Source organism: Streptomyces sp. NPDC020983, from assembly GCF_044333485.1.
GTDB lineage: Bacteria > Actinomycetota > Actinomycetes > Streptomycetales > Streptomycetaceae > Actinacidiphila.
The window spans coordinates 495,628-513,643 of record NZ_JBIRRA010000002.1; the positions used below are offsets into that span (position 1 = coordinate 495,628).

An 18,016-nucleotide genomic window follows, 5' to 3' on the forward strand; every position below is an offset into this window, starting at 1 on the left:
CACCCGCTACCTCCATGTTGTTGCAGCGTTGTGCCGACCGAGAATGACAGGAGGTCATGGTGCCTGTCAAAGAAACCGGTACAACGCAAGTACAACGCTCGTGGGGTGGGTGGAGGGCAGCGCCGATGGGTAGTCATACTGCTGACCGCCGGGTCTACTTCGAGCTACTGGCCACGTTCCAGCACTCGGGATCTGCATCTTCGCGTCGCAGATGCACGGGGAGACGCGGTTGTTGCGACGCCGAACCCCGGCGGTGGCGACGTTCGACGGCGCCAAGACGCACACCGATGGTTCACCGGGCCGATCGGTGGTCAAGACGGCCGGCTCCGGCTGCTTGGGCGTCCACAGCGGCTGCTACCTGCGAGGCTGCGGGTTCGGCGGAGTGCTCACGAGTATGCGCTGAACCGCTGAACCGCCCCCGCAGTCTTGGCGCGAGATACTGGGGACTGCGTCGGTCCGGCTCCTTCTCGGCAGTGATAAGGATATTCAGCCGCTTGGCATTAGTTTCCGCAGATATCCTTGGGGCGGGTGCCGGGGGTGTCGAGATGCCCACTGAACGGACGCCGTTCGCTGACCCAATAGGCGGGAACAGTTCCGCAGATATGATGGCTCCTGCCGGTCACTCAGGCGGGGCAGCATACTCGTTTCCGTTGCTATACTTCCAGATGCGCTTGGTCACTCCCAGGGGGCGCTGACGGGCATAGTCGATCAGACGAAGCGGTGGCATCCAGGAGTTTGCAAGCATTATGTTCAGATGGAGCGCGAATGGCAGCAGTACGTCCTCGCCGTGCCAGAGTTTCATCGCCAGCAACGGGCCTTGACCCCGAATCCTGGACACGGTTTATGCGGCTGTCGTCAGCGTAGTTGATGGTGTCCGGGACGCTGCCTCGTAGGCGGTCGGGCTGCGCTGTCCGAGGCGGGAGTGACGGCGGCGGGTGTTGTAGCGGTGCAGCCGTCCAAAGGCGTCGAGGCGGGCCTGGTGCCGGCTGGGCCAGCTTTTTCGGCCCTGGAGCGTCTCGCGTTTGAACGCCGCGTTGAAGGACTCGGCGAGCGCCTTGTCCGCCGAGCTGCCGACCGCGCTCATGGACTGCCGGACCCCGGCCCGACGGCAGGCATCGACGAACGCCCTGCTCGTGTATTGCGCCCCGTGGTCGGTGTGCATGATCGCCCCGGCGAGGCTGCCGCGGGTGTGTCGGCGGCGGCCAGGGCATCGGCGACCAGTTCAGTGCGCATATGGTCCGCGAGCGCCCAGCCAGCAAGGCGGCGCGAGGCGAGGTCGATCACGGTGGCCAGGTAGAGGAACTTCCCGCCCTCCAGCCGAAGATAAGTGATGTCACCGACGTACCTTCGGTTCGGCTCGCCGGCGGTGAAGTCCGGGCCGATCAGGTCCGGAGCCGCGGCCGCGTCCGGAACCGTGGTGCGGTGCCGGCGCCGCAGTCGCACGCCCTCCAGGCCGATGCTCCGCATCACGCGCGCGATCCGCTTGTGGTTGACGTGCTCGCCCACGTCGCGGAGCTCGGCGGTGATCCTCGGGACTCCGGCGCGGTGAGGCGTGCGGGCAGCTGTGGACCGACACCAAGCTGGCGGCGTCCCTCATCACGGTCGCCAAGCAACTCGTCGTCGACGGCTGGGAGGTCTATGAGGACGACCCGAAGACGGATGCCGGCGCCCGCACGATCGCCCCGACTCGGAGACCGTCGCGGTCCTGAAGCGTCACCGGGCACAGCAGGACAAGGACCGGGGGGAGTGGGGCGATGGCTGGGTGGAGACCGGCCGAGTCTTCACCGCTGAGAACGGCGCCTGGCTCCACTCGGCCAAGGTCACTGGGCGCTTCAACGAGCTGCGCGAGGAGATCGCCCTTCCGCCGATCCGGCTCCACGACCTGCGGTACGGCGCCGCGACCCTCGCCCATGCGGCGGGAGCGGACCTCAAGGACATCCAGGAGATGCTCGGGCACTCCTCGATCACCATCACGGCGGACACCTGTACCAGCTTGCTGCCGGAGACCGACATGGCCATCGCGGAGGCGGCGGCCCGCCTCGTAGCGCGAAACCGCGGTGTCGCGCAGGACGTCGAGTCGGTCGACGTAAGGACGGAGACCGGCGGCGAGGCCGAGACATCCGGCGGGAATTCCGTGCCGGACCGTGGTGATCGTTCCGGGGATATTTCGGGGACCGACAGCCCGTCCGCTCACGCAAACGGCCCCGGACGGTAAGTCCGAGGCCGCGCGTAACGAGCTGTCGATCTAGAGAAACCGCCGGTCAGAGCGGTTTCGAGTTGTGCCCCAGGCAGGATTCGAACCTGCGACACCGGCTTTAGGAGAGCCGTGCTCTATCCCCTGAGCTACTGGGGCGGGACGGAGCGGTACGGAGGCCGCCTGTGGCGGCCCAGGACAGATTAGCGGATGAGGCCGGAAGGGGTGGTCACCGGCCGGTGCGCTGTGCGGCGGGACACCCCCGCCCCGCCGCCCTACCGTGAAGGCGGGCGGGCGCGGCAGGGGCCGTTCCGGTGAGGATGAAGGGGGCAGCGTGGAAGCGGAGTTGGCGGGACTCGCGGCGTCGGGCGCGACGACGGTGGTGGGGCTGATGGCCTCGGACGCGTGGGTGCAGGTCAGGGCCCGGCTGGCGCGGTTCTTCGCGCGGGGCGGTACGGAGGGCGCGGAGGAGGCGGCCGGAGCCGATCTGGAGCGGTCCCGGGACGAGCTGGCCGAGGCGTCGCGGGCGCGGGACGCGGGTACGGAGGAGGACGTGCGGGCCGAGTGGCGGCTGCGGCTTCGGCGGATGCTCCAGGCGGACCCGGCCGCGGCGGACGAGCTGCGCCGGCTGCTGGCCGAGCTGGTGCCGGAGTCCCCTGCCGCAGGGGGCACCACGTACTACACGACGAACGCGACGCACGGCGGGGTCTACCACGAGGCCGTGATCCAGGCGGGCTCGATCCATTACCACGGTGTGCAGCCGCCCGGTCACGGCCCGCGTCCCGGCGGTACCGGGGGAGACGACCACTCGGGAAGCACCGGCGCGCGGCCGGGGGAATAGCCGCGGAAGGCAATCGGTTCCTGTGGTTGAAACATCAACCAATGGGACGGTGGACGAGATGCAGTTCGGGATCTTCACGGTCGGCGATGTCACCACGGACCCGACGAACGGGCGGACGCCGAGCGAGCACGAGCGGATCAAGGCGATGGTGGCCATCGCGCAGAAGGCCGAAGAGGTCGGGCTCGACGTGTTCGCGACCGGCGAGCACCACAACCCGCCGTTCGTGCCGTCGTCGCCGACCACCATGCTCGGCTACATCGCCGCGCGGACCGATCGCCTGATCCTCTCCACGTCGACGACACTCATCACCACGAACGACCCGGTCAAGATCGCTGAGGACTTCGCGATGCTGCAGCACCTCGCGGACGGCCGCGTCGACCTGATGCTGGGCCGCGGCAACACCGGCCCGGTCTACCCGTGGTTCGGCAAGGACATCCGCGAGGGCATACCGCTGGCCGTCGAGAACTACGCGCTGCTGCACAAGCTGTGGCGCGAGGACACCGTCGACTGGGCCGGCAGGTTCCGCACGCCGCTGCAGTCCTTCACCTCCACCCCGCGCCCGCTGGACGGCGTCCCGCCGTTCGTGTGGCACGGCTCCATCCGCAGCCCGGAGATCGCCGAGCAGGCCGCCTACTACGGCGACGGATTCTTCGCCAACAACATCTTCTGGCCCAAGGAGCACTTCAAGCGCCTCATCGGCCTGTACCGCGAGCGCTACGCCCACTACGGCCACGGGACGCCGGAGCAGGCGGTCGTCGGGCTGGGCGGCCAGGTGTTCATGCGCAAGAACTCGCAGGACGCGGTGCGTGAGTTCCGCCCGTACTTCGACAACGCCCCGGTGTACGGCCACGGACCGTCGCTGGAGGACTTCACCGACCAGACGCCGCTGACCGTCGGGTCGCCGCAGGAGGTCATCGACAAGACGCTCACGTTCCGCGAATCGTTCGGCGATTATCAGCGGCAGCTGTTCCTGATGGACCACGCGGGTCTCCCGCGGAAGACCGTGCTGGAGCAGCTCGACATCCTCGGCGAGGAGGTCGTGCCCGTGCTGCGCCGCGAGTTCGCCGCGGGACGCCCGGCCGAGGTGCCGGACGGGCCCACCCACGAGGCGCTCGTCGCCCGCAGCACCGACGACATCATCGACAGCGGCGACACCGCCGGCCGCCGCGGCAGCAAGGAGGTCAGCGCATGACCAGGCACCTTGTCGTGATCACCGCGGGCCTCGGCCGCCCGTCCTCCACCAGGCTGCTCGCCGACCGGCTGGCCGCCGCGACCCGGCAGCACGTCGCCGAGAACGCGGGCACCGGCCCGGGACCCGAGCTGGACGTCCAGGTCGTCGAGCTGCGCGACCTGGCGAACGAGATCGCCCAGAACATGGTCACCGGCTTCCCCGGTCCGCGGCTGCGCGCCGCCGTGGAGGCCGTCACGTCCGCGGACGGGCTGATCGCGGTCACGCCCGTCTTCACCGGCTCCTACAGCGGCCTGTTCAAGTCCTTCTTCGACGTCGTCGACAAGGACGCCCTGGCCGGGACCCCGGTGCTGATCGCGGCCACCGGCGGCACCCCACGCCACTCCCTGGTACTGGAGCACGCCATGCGGCCGCTGTTCTCCTACCTGCGTGCTGTCGTGATGCCCACGGCGGTGTACGCGGCCACGGAGGACTGGGGCACGGCGGGTGCGGCAGGCACCCCGGACGGCGACCCCCTCGCCCTCCGCGTCACCCGCGCGGCCGCCGAACTCGCCCGTCACCTGGCGGGCGCGCCGGCACCACGCCCTCCGTCCGCCGAGGAGACCTTCACGCCCTTCGCCCAGCAGCTCGCGGCGCTGGCCCCGGGCGAGTGACGCTCCCGCGCCACCCGCCCGGGTGGCGGCACGGGTCAGGTCACTCCTGCGAGTGACCTGACCCCGCCGTGTCACCCGCAGGGGTGAGCGCCGCGCACGCGGCTACGCCCGGCCCGCCTCCGCGGTGCCGCCGCCCCCTTCGTCGAGGAATTCGACCACCGCCAGGACGCCCACGGCGACCAGCGCGATCCAGAGGACGACCTGGCCCGTCGGATAGGACCACAGCAGCACCGCAAGCCCCGCGCCCACGACGACCGCCCACCGCAGCGCGTACCGGTGGCGGTGCACCCACGGACCCACCGGCCCCGTCGTCGACGGTCCCACCGCCTGCCGCACCCCGCCGATACCGGTCTCCCACGCCCTGCGCACCCGCGTCGCCCACCGCCCCGCCCCGCTCAGCCAGGCCCCCAGAGCGACGAGCACCCCCAGGACGATCACCACACGCACGGTCACTCGCAGGAAGCGGGTCAGCTGGTCGTACACCGCGCCGGCCGCCGCCTCGTTCGTTCCGGCGGGCAGATGATCCAGATAGACGATCCGGAAGACCGACAGTCCGATGCCCAGCACCGCGAGGCCCGCGGCCATCCCCAGCGCGGCGGCCACCAGGACGCGCCGCCGGTGCGCGGCGAGCAGCACGCCGGCGGCCGCCAGCACGACGGTGACGACCGGCAGCCAGTTCCCGGCGATCTGCAGCACCCGGAAGCCCGTCTGTGCCCGCTGCACATCCTTCGACCTGACCAGCGTGTATTCGGTCCGCACCTCCGGAATCACCGACGCGGCGGCCAGCCCGCGGCCGAGCAGCCGCTCCTTCACCTGCGCCACCACCGGTTCCAGGTCCAGCACCACGGCGTCCCCCCGCACCTGCACGGCCGTGTCGTCCTTCCCGGTCAGTGCCCCGGTGAAGGCCGTGTGGGCCTGCCGGTTCAGCTGCTCCCAGATACGGGCGAAGGCGTCGCTCGCCACGAAGTTCGCCACCGTCTGCCGGACGAAGTCGCGGATGCCGCTGGTGAGGGGCCCGCGCAGGCCGCCGAGCGCCTGCTCCAGCCGCGGGCGGTCACTCGGCGCCGTCTTCGCCAGCAGTGACTCGAGATCGATCTTCGCCATGGCGGCGTCCGTGACCCGGTCGGTCACCGCTGCCCGGACGTCCGGATGCCGGGCGAGCGGCGCAACCGTGGCCACGTAGCGGCCGGTGTCGCCCATCTCGTCGGCGACCCACACCGCCGCGGCGCTGAGCGGGGCGAGCACCGCGGCCAGCGTGACCAGCAGCGCGGACAGGGTGGTGCGCCACCACGGATGCCCGGACGCGCGCCGTCGGAACGCCGCCAGTTCGGCGCGCTCGTCCGCGCCGAGCGGCGCGTCACCCGGTCCGGGGACACCGCCGGGCCCGTCCGCGCTCGTCGCCATGTGCGCACTCCCTCGCCGGCCAGCCGGCGGTCCGCTGCTCCGGGCCCGTCGGATCCCCTCCCGCCAGCCAACGGCCCCGCGGTCCCGCCCGCCCGCGCAACTGCTGCGTACGGGTGCGGGGCGCTCGCGCGCACTCACTCGTAACGGTGACTGCCACGCGTACACGCCGCCGCCCGTGGACCGGTCGGGTCACGCCGAACGGGTGAGTGCGCGTTATCCGTCCCGGCCCGGCGGTTAGTCATCGTCGTGCAGCAGCCGCACCCCACTGGCGTGGCCGTCATCACCACCAGGGACGGTCGTCCGATGGCGGTCGCGGTGGATCCCCGGGCCCAACCGCCCGGGACCGCCGCCCACGCCCGCACGGGGTCCGTGTGCCCCGCATGGCGGGGGCGCCGAGCTGCGCCTAGCGTGGAAATCCGGGGAACGCGCGCTGGCGCAAAGGAGACCCACGCCATGGCACGAAGCTCCTCCGAGACGTCGTCGGCCAGGGGCCGGGCGAGCGCCCCGGGTTCACCGCCCGGGCGGGCCACCGCGGACGCACACTCCTCCCGCCGCTGGTGGGTGCTCGTCGTCATCGGCATCGCCCAGCTGATGGTCATCCTGGACGCCACCATCGTGACCATCGCGCTGCCGTCCGCGCAGAAGGACCTCGGCTTCAGCGACGGCGACCGCCAATGGGTCGTCACCGCCTACGCCCTCGCCTTCGGCTCCCTGCTGCTGTTCGGCGGCCGGCTGGCCGACCTCGTCGGACGCAAACGGATCTTCCTGATCGGCCTGGTCGGCTTCGCGGCCGCGTCGGCGATGGGCGGCGCGGCGCCGAGCTTCGAGATCCTCGTGGTCGCCCGCGCCCTCCAGGGCGCCTTCGCGGCCGTGCTCGCCCCCGCCGCACTGTCGTTGCTCACGACGACGTTCACCGACGCCAGGGAGCGTGCCAAGGCCTTCGGCATCTACGGCGCCATCGCGGGCGCGGGGGCCGCCGTCGGGCTGCTCCTCGGCGGCCTGCTCACCGAGTACCTGAACTGGCGCTGGTGCCTGTACGTCAACCTGATCTTCGCCGTCATCGCCTTCCTCGGCGGTGCGCGCCTGCTCACCCCCGGCACGCTGCCCGACCGCCCGTCCCTCGACATCCCCGGGACGCTCCTCGTCTCCAGCGGGCTGTTCTGCATCGTCTACGGCTTCTCCAACGCCGAACGGCACTCCTGGAGCGCCGGCAGCACCTGGGGATTCCTGCTGGCCGGTGCGGTCCTCCTGGCGGCCTTCGCAGGGTGGCAGCGGCGCGCGACGCACCCCCTGCTGCCGGTACGCGTCGTCGCCGACCGCGACCGCGCCGCGTCGTTCGTGGCGATGTTCCTGTCCGGCGCGGGAATGTTCGGCGTCTTCCTCTTCCTGACGTACTACATGCAGCGCACGCTGCTGTACTCGCCGGTGAAGACGGGCGTGGCCTTCCTGCCCATGGTCGCGGTGCTGGTGATCGCGTCGGTGACGACGACCAACGTGCTGGTCCCGAAACTGGGTGCCAAACCGATCGTGCCGACCGGCATGCTGCTGGCCGGCGGCGCCATGGCGTGGATGACGGCACTGGGCGGCAACAGCACCTATGCCGCGCACGTGATGCCGCCGCTGCTCCTCCTGGGCCTGGGACTGGGCCTGATCTTCGCCACCGCGATGAACCTCGCGACCGCCGGTGTCCAGGCGCACGACGCGGGTGTCGCCTCGGCCATGGTCAACACCAGCCAGCAGGTCGGAGGCTCGGTCGGCACCTCGCTGCTGAACACGCTCGCCACGAGCGCCGCCACCAGCTACCTCTCCGGCCGCCGTCCGAGCCCGGCCGCGATCGCCCAGGCGCAGCTGCACAGCTACACCGTCGCCTACTGGTGGTCCGCGGGCTTCTTCGCCTTCGGCTTCCTCGTCACCTTCCTGCTGTTCCGGCCGGGACCGCCGCGTATCGCCGAAGTGACCGCCGAGGAGAGCCCGTCCCCGGCTCCCGCCTGACCGGCGGCGGTGCACACCGGGCATCCACATCCCGGAAACCGGCCCCGCAAAGTTGGCGCATACAGCTACCGTTCCGTCATGACAGCCAACGTGACAGGCAACCCGGCAGGCCCCGCGCCGGACGAGGTCGCCGTACTCGACGCGGTCAGCGTGCGCCGCTTCACCACCGGGCAGGTCATCCTCGACGACATCACCTGGACCGTGCGCGCGGGCCAGCACTGGGCGCTGCTCGGCGCGAACGGCGCGGGCAAGACCACCGTCCTGCGGCTGATCGGGGCGCTGATGCACCCGACCACCGGCACGGTCGACGTTCTGGGCCACCGCCTGGGCCGCGTCGACATGCGCGAACTGCGTGCCCGTATCGGGCTGGTCTCCTCGGCGCAGAAGGTGCCGCTCGACCTCACCGCGCACGGCGTCGTACTCACCGGGCACACCGGCACTGTGCAGCCGCTGTGGCGGAAGTACGACGACGGGGTGCGCGAACGCGCCGCCGCGCTGCTGGCCGAGCTGGAGATCAAGGAGCTCTCGGACCGCCCCTACGGCGTCTGCTCGGGCGGTCAGCGCGCCCGCATCCTGGTGGCGCGGGCACTGATGGCCGATCCGTCTCTGCTGCTGCTCGACGAACCGTTCAACGCACTCGACCTGCCGTCCCGCGAGGACCTGATCGACGCCCTGCACCGACTCGCCGTCACCAGGCCGGCACTGACCACGATCACAGTCACCCATCACCTGGAAGAGCTGTCGCCGTCCATCGATTATGTTCTGCTGCTCAAGGAGGGCCGCGTGCTGACCTCGGGTCCCGCAGAGCAGGTGCTCACCGGCGAGCAGATGACGCGCTGCTTCGGACGTCCGATCGAGGTCAGCTGGCACGAGGGCCGCTGGCTCGCCCGCTCGGGCCGGGTCACGCCGAACGCCTGAGGCCGCCGCGCCGCGGTTGCGTCCGCGGCGCGGACAGCGCCGTCAGCGGAGCCAGGGCACGTCCGCGCCGTCGCTGCCGTGCAACCCCTCGGCGATGACCCGCGAGATCTCCCCGAGCTGCCGGCTCTGCTCGGGGGTGAGCCGGTCGAAGACGGCCCCGCGTACGGCGGCCACATGACCGGGCGCGATCCGCACCAGCTCCGCGTAACCGGCGTCCGTGAGCACGCACACCTGGCCCCGCCGGTCCGTGGGGCAGTCCTCGCGGCGCACCCAGCCGTGCCCCTCCAGCCGCGCCACGGCGTGGGAGAGCCGGGAACGGGTGATCTTGGCCCGCTCCGCCAGTTCGGTCATCCGCATCCTGCGGTCGGTGGTCTCCGACAGGGTGCTGAGCAGGGCGTAATACATGTGCGGGATGCTGGCGTCGCGCTGCAGCTGACGGTCGAGATGGTCGTCCAGCAGCGTCGTCGCCTGGAGGAAAGCCCGCCAGGTCGCCTGCTGTTCCTCTGTCAGCCATGTCATGGATCCATGGTAGTGGTTTTCTTGAAGGTTCAATGAATTGCGCTCCGGGTTACCTCCCGCCCTTCTTGCTCGTGCCTGCGGCGATCATCGATAGGCGCTGTGGTGCAGGTCACGCCCCACGTGCGAAATATCCGGGGACCGGATCCCCGTTTGACCTGCTGGCCGGAAACGGACCCGGCCTCTCCGCCGCCGGGGCGCCCCGGCGGTTCGTACGACCCGCGTCAGTCCCGCGAGACCGGAAGGAGCCCTCCGTGCCGACCGACATGGACGCCGCCACCCGGCCCCGCCCCGTGCGGCTGCGTGCGGATGCCACCCGCAACCGCGAACGCATCGTCACCGCGGCTCGAGAAGCGATAGTCGAGCTCGGCCCGGACGTCGCCCTCGACGAGATCGCACGCCGGGCGGGCGTGGGCAACGCCACGCTGTACCGGCACTTCACCGACCGCGCCGACCTGGTCCGTCAGGTCACGCTGTCAGTGGTGGCCCGTACAGTGAAACGCGCCGAGGACGCACTGGCCGAAGAGCCGGACGCGTTCGCTGCGCTGCGCCGTTTCGTCCTCGAAGCGGCGCAGGAGCGGATCGGCGCCCTGTGTCCACTGCTCACCGACGTCTTCGACCGCCAGGACCCCGCGGTCGTCGGTCAGGTCGAACGGATGGAGCGGTCGATCAGCGCCATCGTGGTGCGCGCCCAGCGCGCGGGCCAGCTGCGCACCGACATCGCGGTCGGTGACGTGATGGTTGCCGTGACGCAGCTCACCCGGCCGCTGCCGGGGGTCTGCTGCGCCGGCTTCGACCGCTTCGTCCACCGCCACCTGCAGCTGTTCCTCGACGGCCTGCGCGCCCCGGCGCACTCGGCTCTGGAGGGGAACGCCGCGACCCTGAAGGAATTGCAAGCCGGCATGTCGTAAATCATTCGCAACACCCACCAACCGGGCCGTAATGTGACCGGGTTCGCTGAGCCGCCCGCTCGCGCAGCCCGGGCCGTCCGCTCGCCCCCGTGCGCAACGCCGCCCCCGCACCCGCGGACCGGCGCGGATCCCTGACCCCGATCCTCCGCGCGGCCCCGCCCGGTGTCACGCCGACACACGTCCCCACGTTCTGTCACTCCGCACCACGTAATGAGACCAAGCCATGCCTGAAACACCCCAGCCGGATCCGAGGCGCTGGACAGCGCTCATATTCATCGCCATAGCCCAGCTGATGGTCGTACTGGACTCGACGGTCGTGAACATCGCGCTCCCGTCGGCCCAGCAGGACCTCGGCATCTCCGACGGCAACAAGCAGTGGGTCATCACCGCGTACACCCTGGCCTTCGGCGGCCTGCTGCTGTTCGGCGGCCGGGTGTCCGACCTGTGGGGACGCAAGAACACCTTCATCGTCGGCCTGCTCGGCTTCGCCGTCGCCTCCGCGATCGGCGGCGCAGCGGTCAACACGGCGATGCTGCTGGGCGCGCGCACCCTGCAGGGCGTCTTCGGCGCGTTGCTCGCGCCCGCCGCGCTCTCGCTGCTCGCGGTCACCTTCACCGACGCCAAGGAGCGCGCCAAGGCCTTCGGCATCTACGGCGCCATCGCGGGCGCCGGCGCCGCGGTCGGCCTGATCCTCGGCGGCGTCCTGACGCAGTTCCTCAACTGGCGCTGGGCGCTCTTCGTGAACATCCTCTTCGCCATCGCCGCCGTCATCGGCGCGGTCCTCGTCATCCGCGAGCCCGCGCAGGGCCGCAACCGCAACCGGGTGGACATCCCCGGCGTGATCCTCGCCAGCGCGGGCCTCGTGTCCCTCGTGTACGGCTTCAGCCGCGCCGAGAGCGACGGTTGGACGTCCGGGATGACCCTGGGCCTGTTCGCGGCCTCCGTGGTCCTCCTGGCGACCTTCGCGCTCGTCGAGAGCCGCGTCTCGGCGCCGCTGCTGCCGTTGCGCGTGGTGACCGAGCGCAACCGTGGCGGCGTGTACCTGTCGCTGGGCCTGGCCGTCATCGGCATGTTCGGCCTGTTCCTCTTCCTGACCTACTACCTCCAGCAGGTCATGGGCTACTCCGCCCTCAAGTCGGGCTTCGCGTTCCTGCCCATGGTCGGCGGCATGGTCGTCGGCTCCACGCAGATCGGCACGCGGCTCATGCTGCGGGTCCGCCCGCGGCTGCTGATGGCGCCCGGCTTCCTGGTCGCCGCCCTCGGCATGCTCGTCCTCGCGCAGATCAAGGTCGACTCCTCCTACGCGGCGGTGCTGCTGCCGGGCCTGGTGCTCATGGGCCTCGGTATGGGCACCGCGTTCATGCCCGCGATGAGCCTCGCCACGCACGGGGTGCGGCCGGAGGACGCCGGCGTGGCGTCCGCCATGGTCAACACCTCGCAGCAGGTCGGCGGCTCCATCGGCACCGCGCTGCTGAACACGTTGGCCACCAGCGCCACCGCGACCTGGGTGTCGTCGCACATCACGTCGAAGGCGGACCTGAAGAACCAGCTGTTCCTCAACCAGTCGGCGGTGCACGGCTACTCCGTCGCCATCTACTGGGCGACGGGCATCCTGGCCCTCTCCGCGCTGCTGGCCTTCGTGCTGATCGACGCCGGAGTGCAGGGCGGTCACCAGCAGGTCGACGGTGAGAAGTCCGCGGAGGACCTGGCCATCCCGGTCATCGCTCACTGACCCGCCTGCCCGGCGTTCTCACACATACGGCAGGCCCCCGTCCTTCCACTCACGTGGAAGGACGGGGGCCTGCCGTATGTCGTATCGGCAGTCGATGGTGGACGCGCGCCCATCGATTGCCGATACGTCGTGCGTGCCTCGCGGCAGCAGCCGGACGCCGTCCTACAAACCCTCCGGCCACGTGTACTGCGACGGCACCTGCACCTTCTCCGCGGGCGTGCCGTACACGACGGCGATCTCGTCGTGTGCCCCCAGCTTCAGCGAGGCCGGGTCGCCCGTCTGCTCGGTGCCGTTGACGTACACGTGCAGTTCCTTGCCGCCGCCGGCCTTGAACGTGCCGAGGGTGTCCTTGCCGAACGGTACGTTCCACTCGGTCATGAATTCACCGAGGGTGAAGTCCGCCTTCACCGGCGACTCGATGTGCACGACACCCGACGTGTCGTGTGTGTGCAGTGGGCTGATCTGCTGCTTGACGAGGTCGATACCGATGTCGGCCGGTACCGTGACCGCCTTGCCGTCGACGAACACGTCCAGATGGCTGTGGATGTGCAGCACCTGGCCCTCGGCCCCCAGCATCGGCAGACCTGCTGCCTTGACGCGGGCGGTGGCGTCGGCCGGCGCGGGCCAGTTCACCGGTGACGCGGGAGCCTTGCCGTCGGTGCCGGCCGGGCTGCTGGCGCCACCGGTGGCAGCCGCCGTCGTGCTGCTCGCGGCATCGGACGGTTCCTTGTCGTCGTCGGGGCCGCAGGCGGCCAGGGTGACGGCGGCGGCGAGAACGGCCACGCCGATCGCGATGCGTCGTGTCTGCATGGGGAGAGGTCCTTCTGGTCAGCCGAACTGGACGGAGCGTTTCGCCAGCCCCATCCAGAATCCGTCGATGATGCTGCGCTGGCTGCCGAGTTCGGACTCGGCGGCGCCGAGCGTAACGAACAGCGGCGCGAAGTGCTCGGTCCGCGGGTGCGCCAGGCGCCCGGCGGGCGCGGTGCGCTCGAAGTCCAGCAGTGCGTCTACGTCCTGGCCCTCCAGCGCGCGGTGGCCCCAGTCGTCGAACTCCGCCGACCACGAAGGCGGCTGCGGGCCCGCATGACGCAGCGCGGCGAGATTGTGGGTGAAGAAGCCGCTGCCGACGATGAGCACACCCTCGTCCCGGAGCGGCGCGAGGCGCCGGCCGATCTCCAGCAGGCCCACCGGGTCCAGCGTGGGCATGGACACCTGCAGGACGGGCACGTCCGCGTCCGGGAACATCTCCACCAACGGCACGTAGGCGCCGTGGTCCAGGCCGCGGTCCGGCACGTCCTGCACAGGGCTGCCCGCCCGGCGCAGCAGCTTGCGTACGTCCTCAGCAAGCTCCGGGGCACCGGGCGCGGGGTACCTGACCTGGTAGTAGTGCTCCGGGAAGCCCCAGAAGTCGTAGACGAGCGGCACGGTCGTCGTCGCGCCGATCGCCAGCGGGGCGTCCTCCCAGTGTGCGGAGACGACGAGAACCGCCTTGGGCCGCGGCAGGCCGGACGCCCAGGCGGCGAGTTGGCCCGGCCAGAGAGCGTCGTCCGCGAGTGGCGGCGCGCCGTGCGAAAGGTAGAGCGCGGGCATGCGTTCGGGAGCAGCTGCGGTCATGGCCCACCCTCCTTGAAAGTTCAAGCGTATGGGTACGACGATAATCCTGTCTGCTTGAAACTTCAAATATCGCATTGCGCTGCCGCACCACTCCTGGTGCCATCCGGTGCGAGCGGGTCTGCCGGAGGTGGCCGCGCCCGCCGTCAGTGCAGCCGCTTCTCCAGCCACACCACGTCGTGGTACGTGCCGAACTTCCGCCCGACCTCCCGGAAGACTCCGACCTCGCGGAAACCGAAGCGTTCGTGGATACGTATCGACGCCTCGTTCGGCAACGTCACGCCCGCGTAGGCACGGTGCACGTCCTCGTCGGCGAGTGCGTCGAACAGTGCTGCGTAGAGCAGTGAACCGACCCCGCGCCCGCCGGCCCCGGGTGCGAGATAGATGCTCGTCTCCACCGACGTCACATAGGCCGCCTTGGGGCGGTAGGGGCTGCTCGTCGCGTAACCGATGACCTGTCCGCCATTCGCGGGCTGGGCAACCAAGAGGCGGTGGGGGCCGTCTTCCGGATGGGAGAGCAGCCACGGACGGCGTTCGTCGGGGGTGATGGGGGCGATGTCGAAAGTGACCGGCGTCTCGCGGACGTAGTGGTTGTAGATGTCCGTGAGCGCTGCGAGGTCGCCCTCCGTACCCGCTCTGACCTGGACATCCGTACGTTCCGACATGCTGCGACCTCTCGGTGTGGCGGGACAGGGTACTGCATGATCATAAAAAACAGGTGACGACATGGGAATTGTGTCCGGATTCCAGTCGTTATCCCAGTCGGATGGGGCAAGCGAACAGCAAGGCCGAAGAACCGCGGCAGCCGCACACCGGGCTCGACCTGCGGTTCACGGCGGCGGCTGCAACCGCCCGCCCGGTCCGACCGAGACCGACCGCACCTTCGTAAGGGGAGCACGCATGGCAACCCGTGCCGTCGCCCGTCGTCACGCAGGCGGGACCAGCAGCGTTCGCGCCGCAGGCGGGGAAGTGGCCGACCGCGACCTCGTCGGCATGTACCTGGACGAGATCGCGCGCACGCCGCTGCTCGACGCCGCCCGCGAGGTCGAGCTGTCCCGGGACATCGAAGCAGGAGTTTACGCCGAACGTATTCTCGCCTCCGACCCGGATCTACCGGCAGGCGCCGGCGGCGAGGTCACCCGCGAGGAACTGGAGGCCCTGGTGGCCGCAGGGGAGCGGGCCAAGGACATCTTCATCCGCTCGAACCTCCGGCTCGTCGTCGCGGTGGCCCGGCGCTACCCGCGAAGCGGCCTGCCCTTGCTCGACCTGATCCAGGAGGGCAACGCCGGCCTCGTACGCGCCGTCGAGAAGTTCGACTACGCCAAGGGGTTCAAGTTCTCCACCTATGCGACCTGGTGGATCCGGCAGGCCATCACCCGGTCGATCGCCGACCAGTCGCGCACCATCCGGCTGCCCGTCCACCTCGTGGAGGAGCTGGGACGGATCCGTCGCGTCCAGCGCGAGTTCAACCGCGAGCACGGCCGTGACGCCGAGCCCGCCGAGATCGCCGCAGAGCTGTCCTCCACCCCGGAGCGCGTGGCCGACGTCCTGGACTGGGCGCGCGACCCGGTGTCGCTGAACATGTCGGTCGACGCCGAGGGCGAGACAGAGTTCGGCGACCTCGTCGAGGACGGCGCCGCGCCCTCCCCCGAGGACTCCGTCCTGGTCATGCTGCGCCGCGAGGAACTCGACAGCCTGATCGACCGCCTCGACGACCGCACCGCATCGATCATCCGCGCCCGCTACGGCATCGTGGACGGCCGTGAGCGCACCCTCACCGAGGTAGGCAAGGAACACGGCCTCACCCGCGAGCGCATCCGCCAGATCGAGAAGCACGCCCTGGCCGACCTCAAGCGCATGGCCCGCGCGACCGGCCTGGACTACGAAGCGGCCTGACGATCCCGCCGGTCCGCCCTTGGCAGACCGGCCCACAGACCCGGACCCCGGTGCCACCCCCCCCCCGCGCCGGGGTTCGGCCCTGCCGTCGTGCAGCAGAGGCTGAATGCACGACGGCCCGTCACGGGTGACCAAGACCCGTTGGGCGAGGAGGAGTGAGAACCTTCTTGGCATGAGCGATCACAGCGGTGACAGCCCACAGCCGGACCACCCGGGGCCGCACCCCGGCGAGCCCCATCACGAGGGCCTGGGCACCCGGCTGAACTGGCTGCGAGCCGCCGTCCTCGGCGCGAACGACGGCATCGTCTCCACCGCGGGCTTGGTCGTCGGCGTCGCCGGCGCCACAGGTTCCCGGTCGGCGCTCCTGACCGCGGGCCTCGCCGGCCTCATGGCGGGCTCGCTGTCCATGGCGGCCGGTGAGTACGTGTCCGTGAGCACCCAGCGAGACTCCGAACAGGCGGCGCTCGCCCTCGAGCGCGAAGAACTCGCCGCCACCCCGCAAGCCGAACTGGAAGAGCTCACGGGCCTGCTCGAGGACCGCGGCATCTCGCGCGACCTCGCCCGGGAAGTCGCCGAACAGCTCACCGCCCGTGACGCCCTGGGCGCCCACGCCCGCGTCGAACTCGGCATCGATCCTGACGAACTCGCCAACCCCTGGCACGCAGCGTGGGCGAGTTTCGTCTCCTTCACCGTCGGCTCGCTGCTGCCCCTCCTGGCCATCGTCCTGCCGCCGCACGACTGGCGGCTGGCGGTCACGGTGGTATCGGTGGTCGCCGCCCTTGTCTGCTGCGGCTGGATCAGTGCGTGGCTGGGCAACGCCCCGGCGCGTCCGGCCGTGGTGCGCAACGCGGCCGGCGGCGCCATCGCCATGGCGGTGACCTATGCGGTGGGCGCGCTGCTCGGCGCGGCGGGAGTGTGACCGCACAGGCGGGCCCGCACGCCGGGATCCGTTCGTCCGGGATCTGCGCAGTGCTCAGATGTCGCCGGGCGGACGTACCGGCTCCAGCGACCCGCTTGTCAGAAAGTGCTCGATGCGTGCCACGTACGGGGCGATGTCGATTCCCTGGGAGGCGAGCCAGGTGTCCGCGTAGTACTTCTCGAGATAGCGCTCGCCCGGGTCGCAGAGCAGCCCGACCACGCTGCCGTGCTCGCCTCGCGCCCGCATCTCGGCAATGATGCGGAAGGCGGCCCACAGCCCCGTTCCTGTGGACGCGCCCGCCCTGCGGCCGAGCAGCCGCTCAAGGACGCGTACGCTCGCGATCGACGCGGCGTCCGGGACGCGCATCATCCTGTCGATGGCCCCGGGGACGAAGCTGGGCTCCACCCGCTGCCGCCCGATCCCCTCGATACGCGAACCCGTGCCGGTGGTCGCCGCGGGGTTGTGGTCGCGCCACCCGGGGAAGAACGCCGAATTCTCCGGATCCGCCACGCAGATGCCGGTGGTCGCCTGGGCATAGCGGACATAGCGAGCGAGTGTGGCGGACGTCCCGCCCGTTCCCGCCGTGGCCACGATCCACGTCGGCACCGGATGACGCTCTGCCGACAGCTGGCGGAAGATCGACTCGGCGATGTTGTTGTTGCCCCGCCAGTCCGTCGCCCGCTCCGCGTAGGTGAACTGATCCATGTAGTGGCCGCCGGTCTCCCGGGCCAGCCGGGTCGCTGCCCCGTACACCTCGCCCGGGTCGTCCACCAGGTGGCACCGGCCTCCGTGGAACTCGATCAGGTCGATCTTCGCCCGCACCGTCCCGCGAGCCATCACGGCCACAAAGGGGACACCGATCAATCGGGCGAAGTAGGCCTCGGAGACCGCCGTCGAACCGCTGGACGCCTCGATCACCGGTCGCTCCGGGCGGATCCAGCCGTTGCACAGCGCGTACAGGAACAGCGATCGGGCCAGCCGGTGCTTCAGTGAGCCGGTCGGATGGGTCGACTCGTCCTTCAGATAGAGATCGATCCCCCAGTCCGCCGGCAGCGGCACTGACAGCAAATGGGTATCGGCGGACCGGTTGGCGTCGGCCTGGACCTTCCCCACCGCCTCGCTCAACCAGCGGCGGTACGCGAGGTCGCTTCGGTCGACATCCGCCTCCTGCGCCGGAGCGGCGGCGCGATCTTCCTGCGTTCTCGGTTCTGGTGCGTGCATGGGCCCAGGTATATCCGTC

Annotated in this window: 16 protein-coding genes, 1 tRNA gene and 1 pseudogene; 10 read left to right on the forward strand and 8 right to left on the reverse strand. The window is 70.5% G+C overall.

All coding sequences use genetic code 11. The features are described 5' to 3' along the window. Positions 1-841: 841 nt before the first annotated feature. Positions 842-1,539 (reverse strand): annotated as a pseudogene (locus tag ACH4SE_RS05525) (IS3 family transposase); the annotation flags it as partial. A gap of 223 nt (positions 1,540-1,762) precedes the next feature. Between ACH4SE_RS05525 and ACH4SE_RS05530 the strand changes: the two are divergent. Next, positions 1,763-2,215: a tyrosine-type recombinase/integrase gene (locus tag ACH4SE_RS05530; protein WP_398541978.1), complete on the forward strand. Its 453-nt coding sequence runs from the start codon at positions 1,763-1,765 to the stop codon at positions 2,213-2,215. A gap of 65 nt (positions 2,216-2,280) precedes the next feature. On the opposite strand, the gene ACH4SE_RS05535 is transcribed toward ACH4SE_RS05530, so the two are convergent. Further along, positions 2,281-2,353: transfer RNA gene (locus ACH4SE_RS05535), tRNA-Arg, on the reverse strand. 175 nt (positions 2,354-2,528) lie between these two features. On the opposite strand from ACH4SE_RS05535, the gene ACH4SE_RS05540 reads away from it, so the two are divergent. The 3 genes from ACH4SE_RS05540 to ACH4SE_RS05550 are packed head-to-tail and all read left to right on the forward strand — an operon-like array spanning position 2,529 to position 4,877. Further along, positions 2,529-3,035 (forward strand): hypothetical protein, encoded by a 507-nt coding sequence (locus ACH4SE_RS05540; protein WP_398541979.1) that lies wholly within the window; start codon positions 2,529-2,531, stop codon positions 3,033-3,035. A 58-nt stretch (positions 3,036-3,093) separates the two neighbouring features. Next, on the forward strand, positions 3,094-4,227 hold the full coding sequence (locus ACH4SE_RS05545) for an LLM class flavin-dependent oxidoreductase (RefSeq protein WP_398542145.1): 1,134 nt from the start codon (positions 3,094-3,096) through the stop codon (positions 4,225-4,227). After that, the gene (locus tag ACH4SE_RS05550) at positions 4,224-4,877 is read left to right on the forward strand and encodes an FMN reductase (RefSeq protein ID WP_398541980.1); all 654 of its coding nucleotides are present in this window, start codon (positions 4,224-4,226) and stop codon (positions 4,875-4,877) included. Before ACH4SE_RS05545 ends, ACH4SE_RS05550 begins: the two co-directional genes overlap by 4 nt. Positions 4,878-4,979: 102 nt before the next feature. Here ACH4SE_RS05550 and ACH4SE_RS05555 read toward each other — a convergent pair whose 3' ends face one another. Next, positions 4,980-6,281, reverse strand: a complete 1,302-nt coding sequence (locus ACH4SE_RS05555) for a hypothetical protein (RefSeq protein ID WP_398541981.1) — start codon at positions 6,279-6,281, stop codon at positions 4,980-4,982. A 453-nt stretch (positions 6,282-6,734) separates the two neighbouring features. Here ACH4SE_RS05555 and ACH4SE_RS05560 point away from each other — a divergent pair, with 453 nt between their 5' ends. Both ACH4SE_RS05560 and ACH4SE_RS05565 read left to right on the forward strand, forming a co-directional pair. Continuing rightward, a complete protein-coding gene (locus tag ACH4SE_RS05560) occupies positions 6,735-8,273 on the forward strand; it encodes an MFS transporter (RefSeq protein WP_398541982.1) in 1,539 nt (512 codons plus the stop codon). A 78-nt stretch (positions 8,274-8,351) separates the two neighbouring features. Then, positions 8,352-9,191: an ABC transporter ATP-binding protein gene (locus tag ACH4SE_RS05565; protein WP_398541983.1), complete on the forward strand. Its 840-nt coding sequence runs from the start codon at positions 8,352-8,354 to the stop codon at positions 9,189-9,191. A 42-nt stretch (positions 9,192-9,233) separates the two neighbouring features. On the opposite strand, the gene ACH4SE_RS05570 is transcribed toward ACH4SE_RS05565, so the two are convergent. Then, positions 9,234-9,710, reverse strand: coding sequence for a MarR family winged helix-turn-helix transcriptional regulator (locus ACH4SE_RS05570; protein ID WP_398541984.1), 477 nt, complete (start codon positions 9,708-9,710; stop codon positions 9,234-9,236). A gap of 263 nt (positions 9,711-9,973) precedes the next feature. Between ACH4SE_RS05570 and ACH4SE_RS05575 the strand changes: the two genes are divergently transcribed. After that, positions 9,974-10,618 (forward strand): TetR/AcrR family transcriptional regulator, encoded by a 645-nt coding sequence (locus ACH4SE_RS05575; RefSeq protein WP_398542146.1) that lies wholly within the window; start codon positions 9,974-9,976, stop codon positions 10,616-10,618. A 223-nt stretch (positions 10,619-10,841) separates the two neighbouring features. Next, positions 10,842-12,350, forward strand: coding sequence for an MFS transporter (locus ACH4SE_RS05580; RefSeq protein ID WP_398541985.1), 1,509 nt, complete (start codon positions 10,842-10,844; stop codon positions 12,348-12,350). Positions 12,351-12,512: 162 nt separating this feature from the next. On the opposite strand, the gene ACH4SE_RS05585 is transcribed toward ACH4SE_RS05580, so the two are convergent. The 3 genes from ACH4SE_RS05585 to ACH4SE_RS05595 all read right to left on the reverse strand — a co-directional run bounded on the left by ACH4SE_RS05585 (position 12,513) and on the right by ACH4SE_RS05595 (position 14,626). Continuing rightward, positions 12,513-13,160 (reverse strand): hypothetical protein, encoded by a 648-nt coding sequence (locus ACH4SE_RS05585; protein WP_398541986.1) that lies wholly within the window; start codon positions 13,158-13,160, stop codon positions 12,513-12,515. A gap of 18 nt (positions 13,161-13,178) precedes the next feature. Further along, the gene (locus tag ACH4SE_RS05590) at positions 13,179-13,964 is read right to left on the reverse strand and encodes a dioxygenase (protein ID WP_398541987.1); all 786 of its coding nucleotides are present in this window, start codon (positions 13,962-13,964) and stop codon (positions 13,179-13,181) included. Positions 13,965-14,107: 143 nt separating this feature from the next. Next, positions 14,108-14,626, reverse strand: a complete 519-nt coding sequence (locus tag ACH4SE_RS05595) for a GNAT family N-acetyltransferase (RefSeq protein ID WP_398541988.1) — start codon at positions 14,624-14,626, stop codon at positions 14,108-14,110. A 235-nt stretch (positions 14,627-14,861) separates the two neighbouring features. Between ACH4SE_RS05595 and ACH4SE_RS05600 the strand changes: the two genes are divergently transcribed. Both ACH4SE_RS05600 and ACH4SE_RS05605 read left to right on the forward strand, forming a co-directional pair. Continuing rightward, positions 14,862-15,857, forward strand: coding sequence for an RNA polymerase sigma factor RpoD/SigA (locus ACH4SE_RS05600; protein ID WP_398541989.1), 996 nt, complete (start codon positions 14,862-14,864; stop codon positions 15,855-15,857). A gap of 172 nt (positions 15,858-16,029) precedes the next feature. After that, positions 16,030-16,776, forward strand: a complete 747-nt coding sequence (locus tag ACH4SE_RS05605) for a VIT family protein (RefSeq protein WP_398541990.1) — start codon at positions 16,030-16,032, stop codon at positions 16,774-16,776. Between the two features lie 54 nt (positions 16,777-16,830). On the opposite strand, the gene ACH4SE_RS05610 is transcribed toward ACH4SE_RS05605, so the two are convergent. After that, positions 16,831-17,997, reverse strand: a complete 1,167-nt coding sequence (locus tag ACH4SE_RS05610; RefSeq protein WP_398541991.1) for a PLP-dependent cysteine synthase family protein — start codon at positions 17,995-17,997, stop codon at positions 16,831-16,833. Positions 17,998-18,016 lie beyond the last annotated feature (19 nt).

Coding starts and splice junctions, on each gene's coding strand:
- ACH4SE_RS05555 (WP_398541981.1), bottom strand. CDS start 6,281: ATGGCGACGAGCGCGGACGGGCCCGGCGGTGTCCCCGGACCGGGTGAC.
- ACH4SE_RS05600 (WP_398541989.1), top strand. CDS start 14,862: ATGGCAACCCGTGCCGTCGCCCGTCGTCACGCAGGCGGGACCAGCAGC.
- ACH4SE_RS05610 (WP_398541991.1), bottom strand. CDS start 17,997: ATGCACGCACCAGAACCGAGAACGCAGGAAGATCGCGCCGCCGCTCCG.
- ACH4SE_RS05545 (WP_398542145.1), top strand. CDS start 3,094: ATGCAGTTCGGGATCTTCACGGTCGGCGATGTCACCACGGACCCGACG.
- ACH4SE_RS05580 (WP_398541985.1), top strand. CDS start 10,842: ATGCCTGAAACACCCCAGCCGGATCCGAGGCGCTGGACAGCGCTCATA.
- ACH4SE_RS05605 (WP_398541990.1), top strand. CDS start 16,030: ATGAGCGATCACAGCGGTGACAGCCCACAGCCGGACCACCCGGGGCCG.
- ACH4SE_RS05570 (WP_398541984.1), bottom strand. CDS start 9,710: ATGACATGGCTGACAGAGGAACAGCAGGCGACCTGGCGGGCTTTCCTC.
- ACH4SE_RS05565 (WP_398541983.1), top strand. CDS start 8,352: ATGACAGCCAACGTGACAGGCAACCCGGCAGGCCCCGCGCCGGACGAG.
- ACH4SE_RS05585 (WP_398541986.1), bottom strand. CDS start 13,160: ATGCAGACACGACGCATCGCGATCGGCGTGGCCGTTCTCGCCGCCGCC.
- ACH4SE_RS05575 (WP_398542146.1), top strand. CDS start 9,974: ATGGACGCCGCCACCCGGCCCCGCCCCGTGCGGCTGCGTGCGGATGCC.
- ACH4SE_RS05560 (WP_398541982.1), top strand. CDS start 6,735: ATGGCACGAAGCTCCTCCGAGACGTCGTCGGCCAGGGGCCGGGCGAGC.
- ACH4SE_RS05595 (WP_398541988.1), bottom strand. CDS start 14,626: ATGTCGGAACGTACGGATGTCCAGGTCAGAGCGGGTACGGAGGGCGAC.
- ACH4SE_RS05590 (WP_398541987.1), bottom strand. CDS start 13,964: ATGACCGCAGCTGCTCCCGAACGCATGCCCGCGCTCTACCTTTCGCAC.
- ACH4SE_RS05550 (WP_398541980.1), top strand. CDS start 4,224: ATGACCAGGCACCTTGTCGTGATCACCGCGGGCCTCGGCCGCCCGTCC.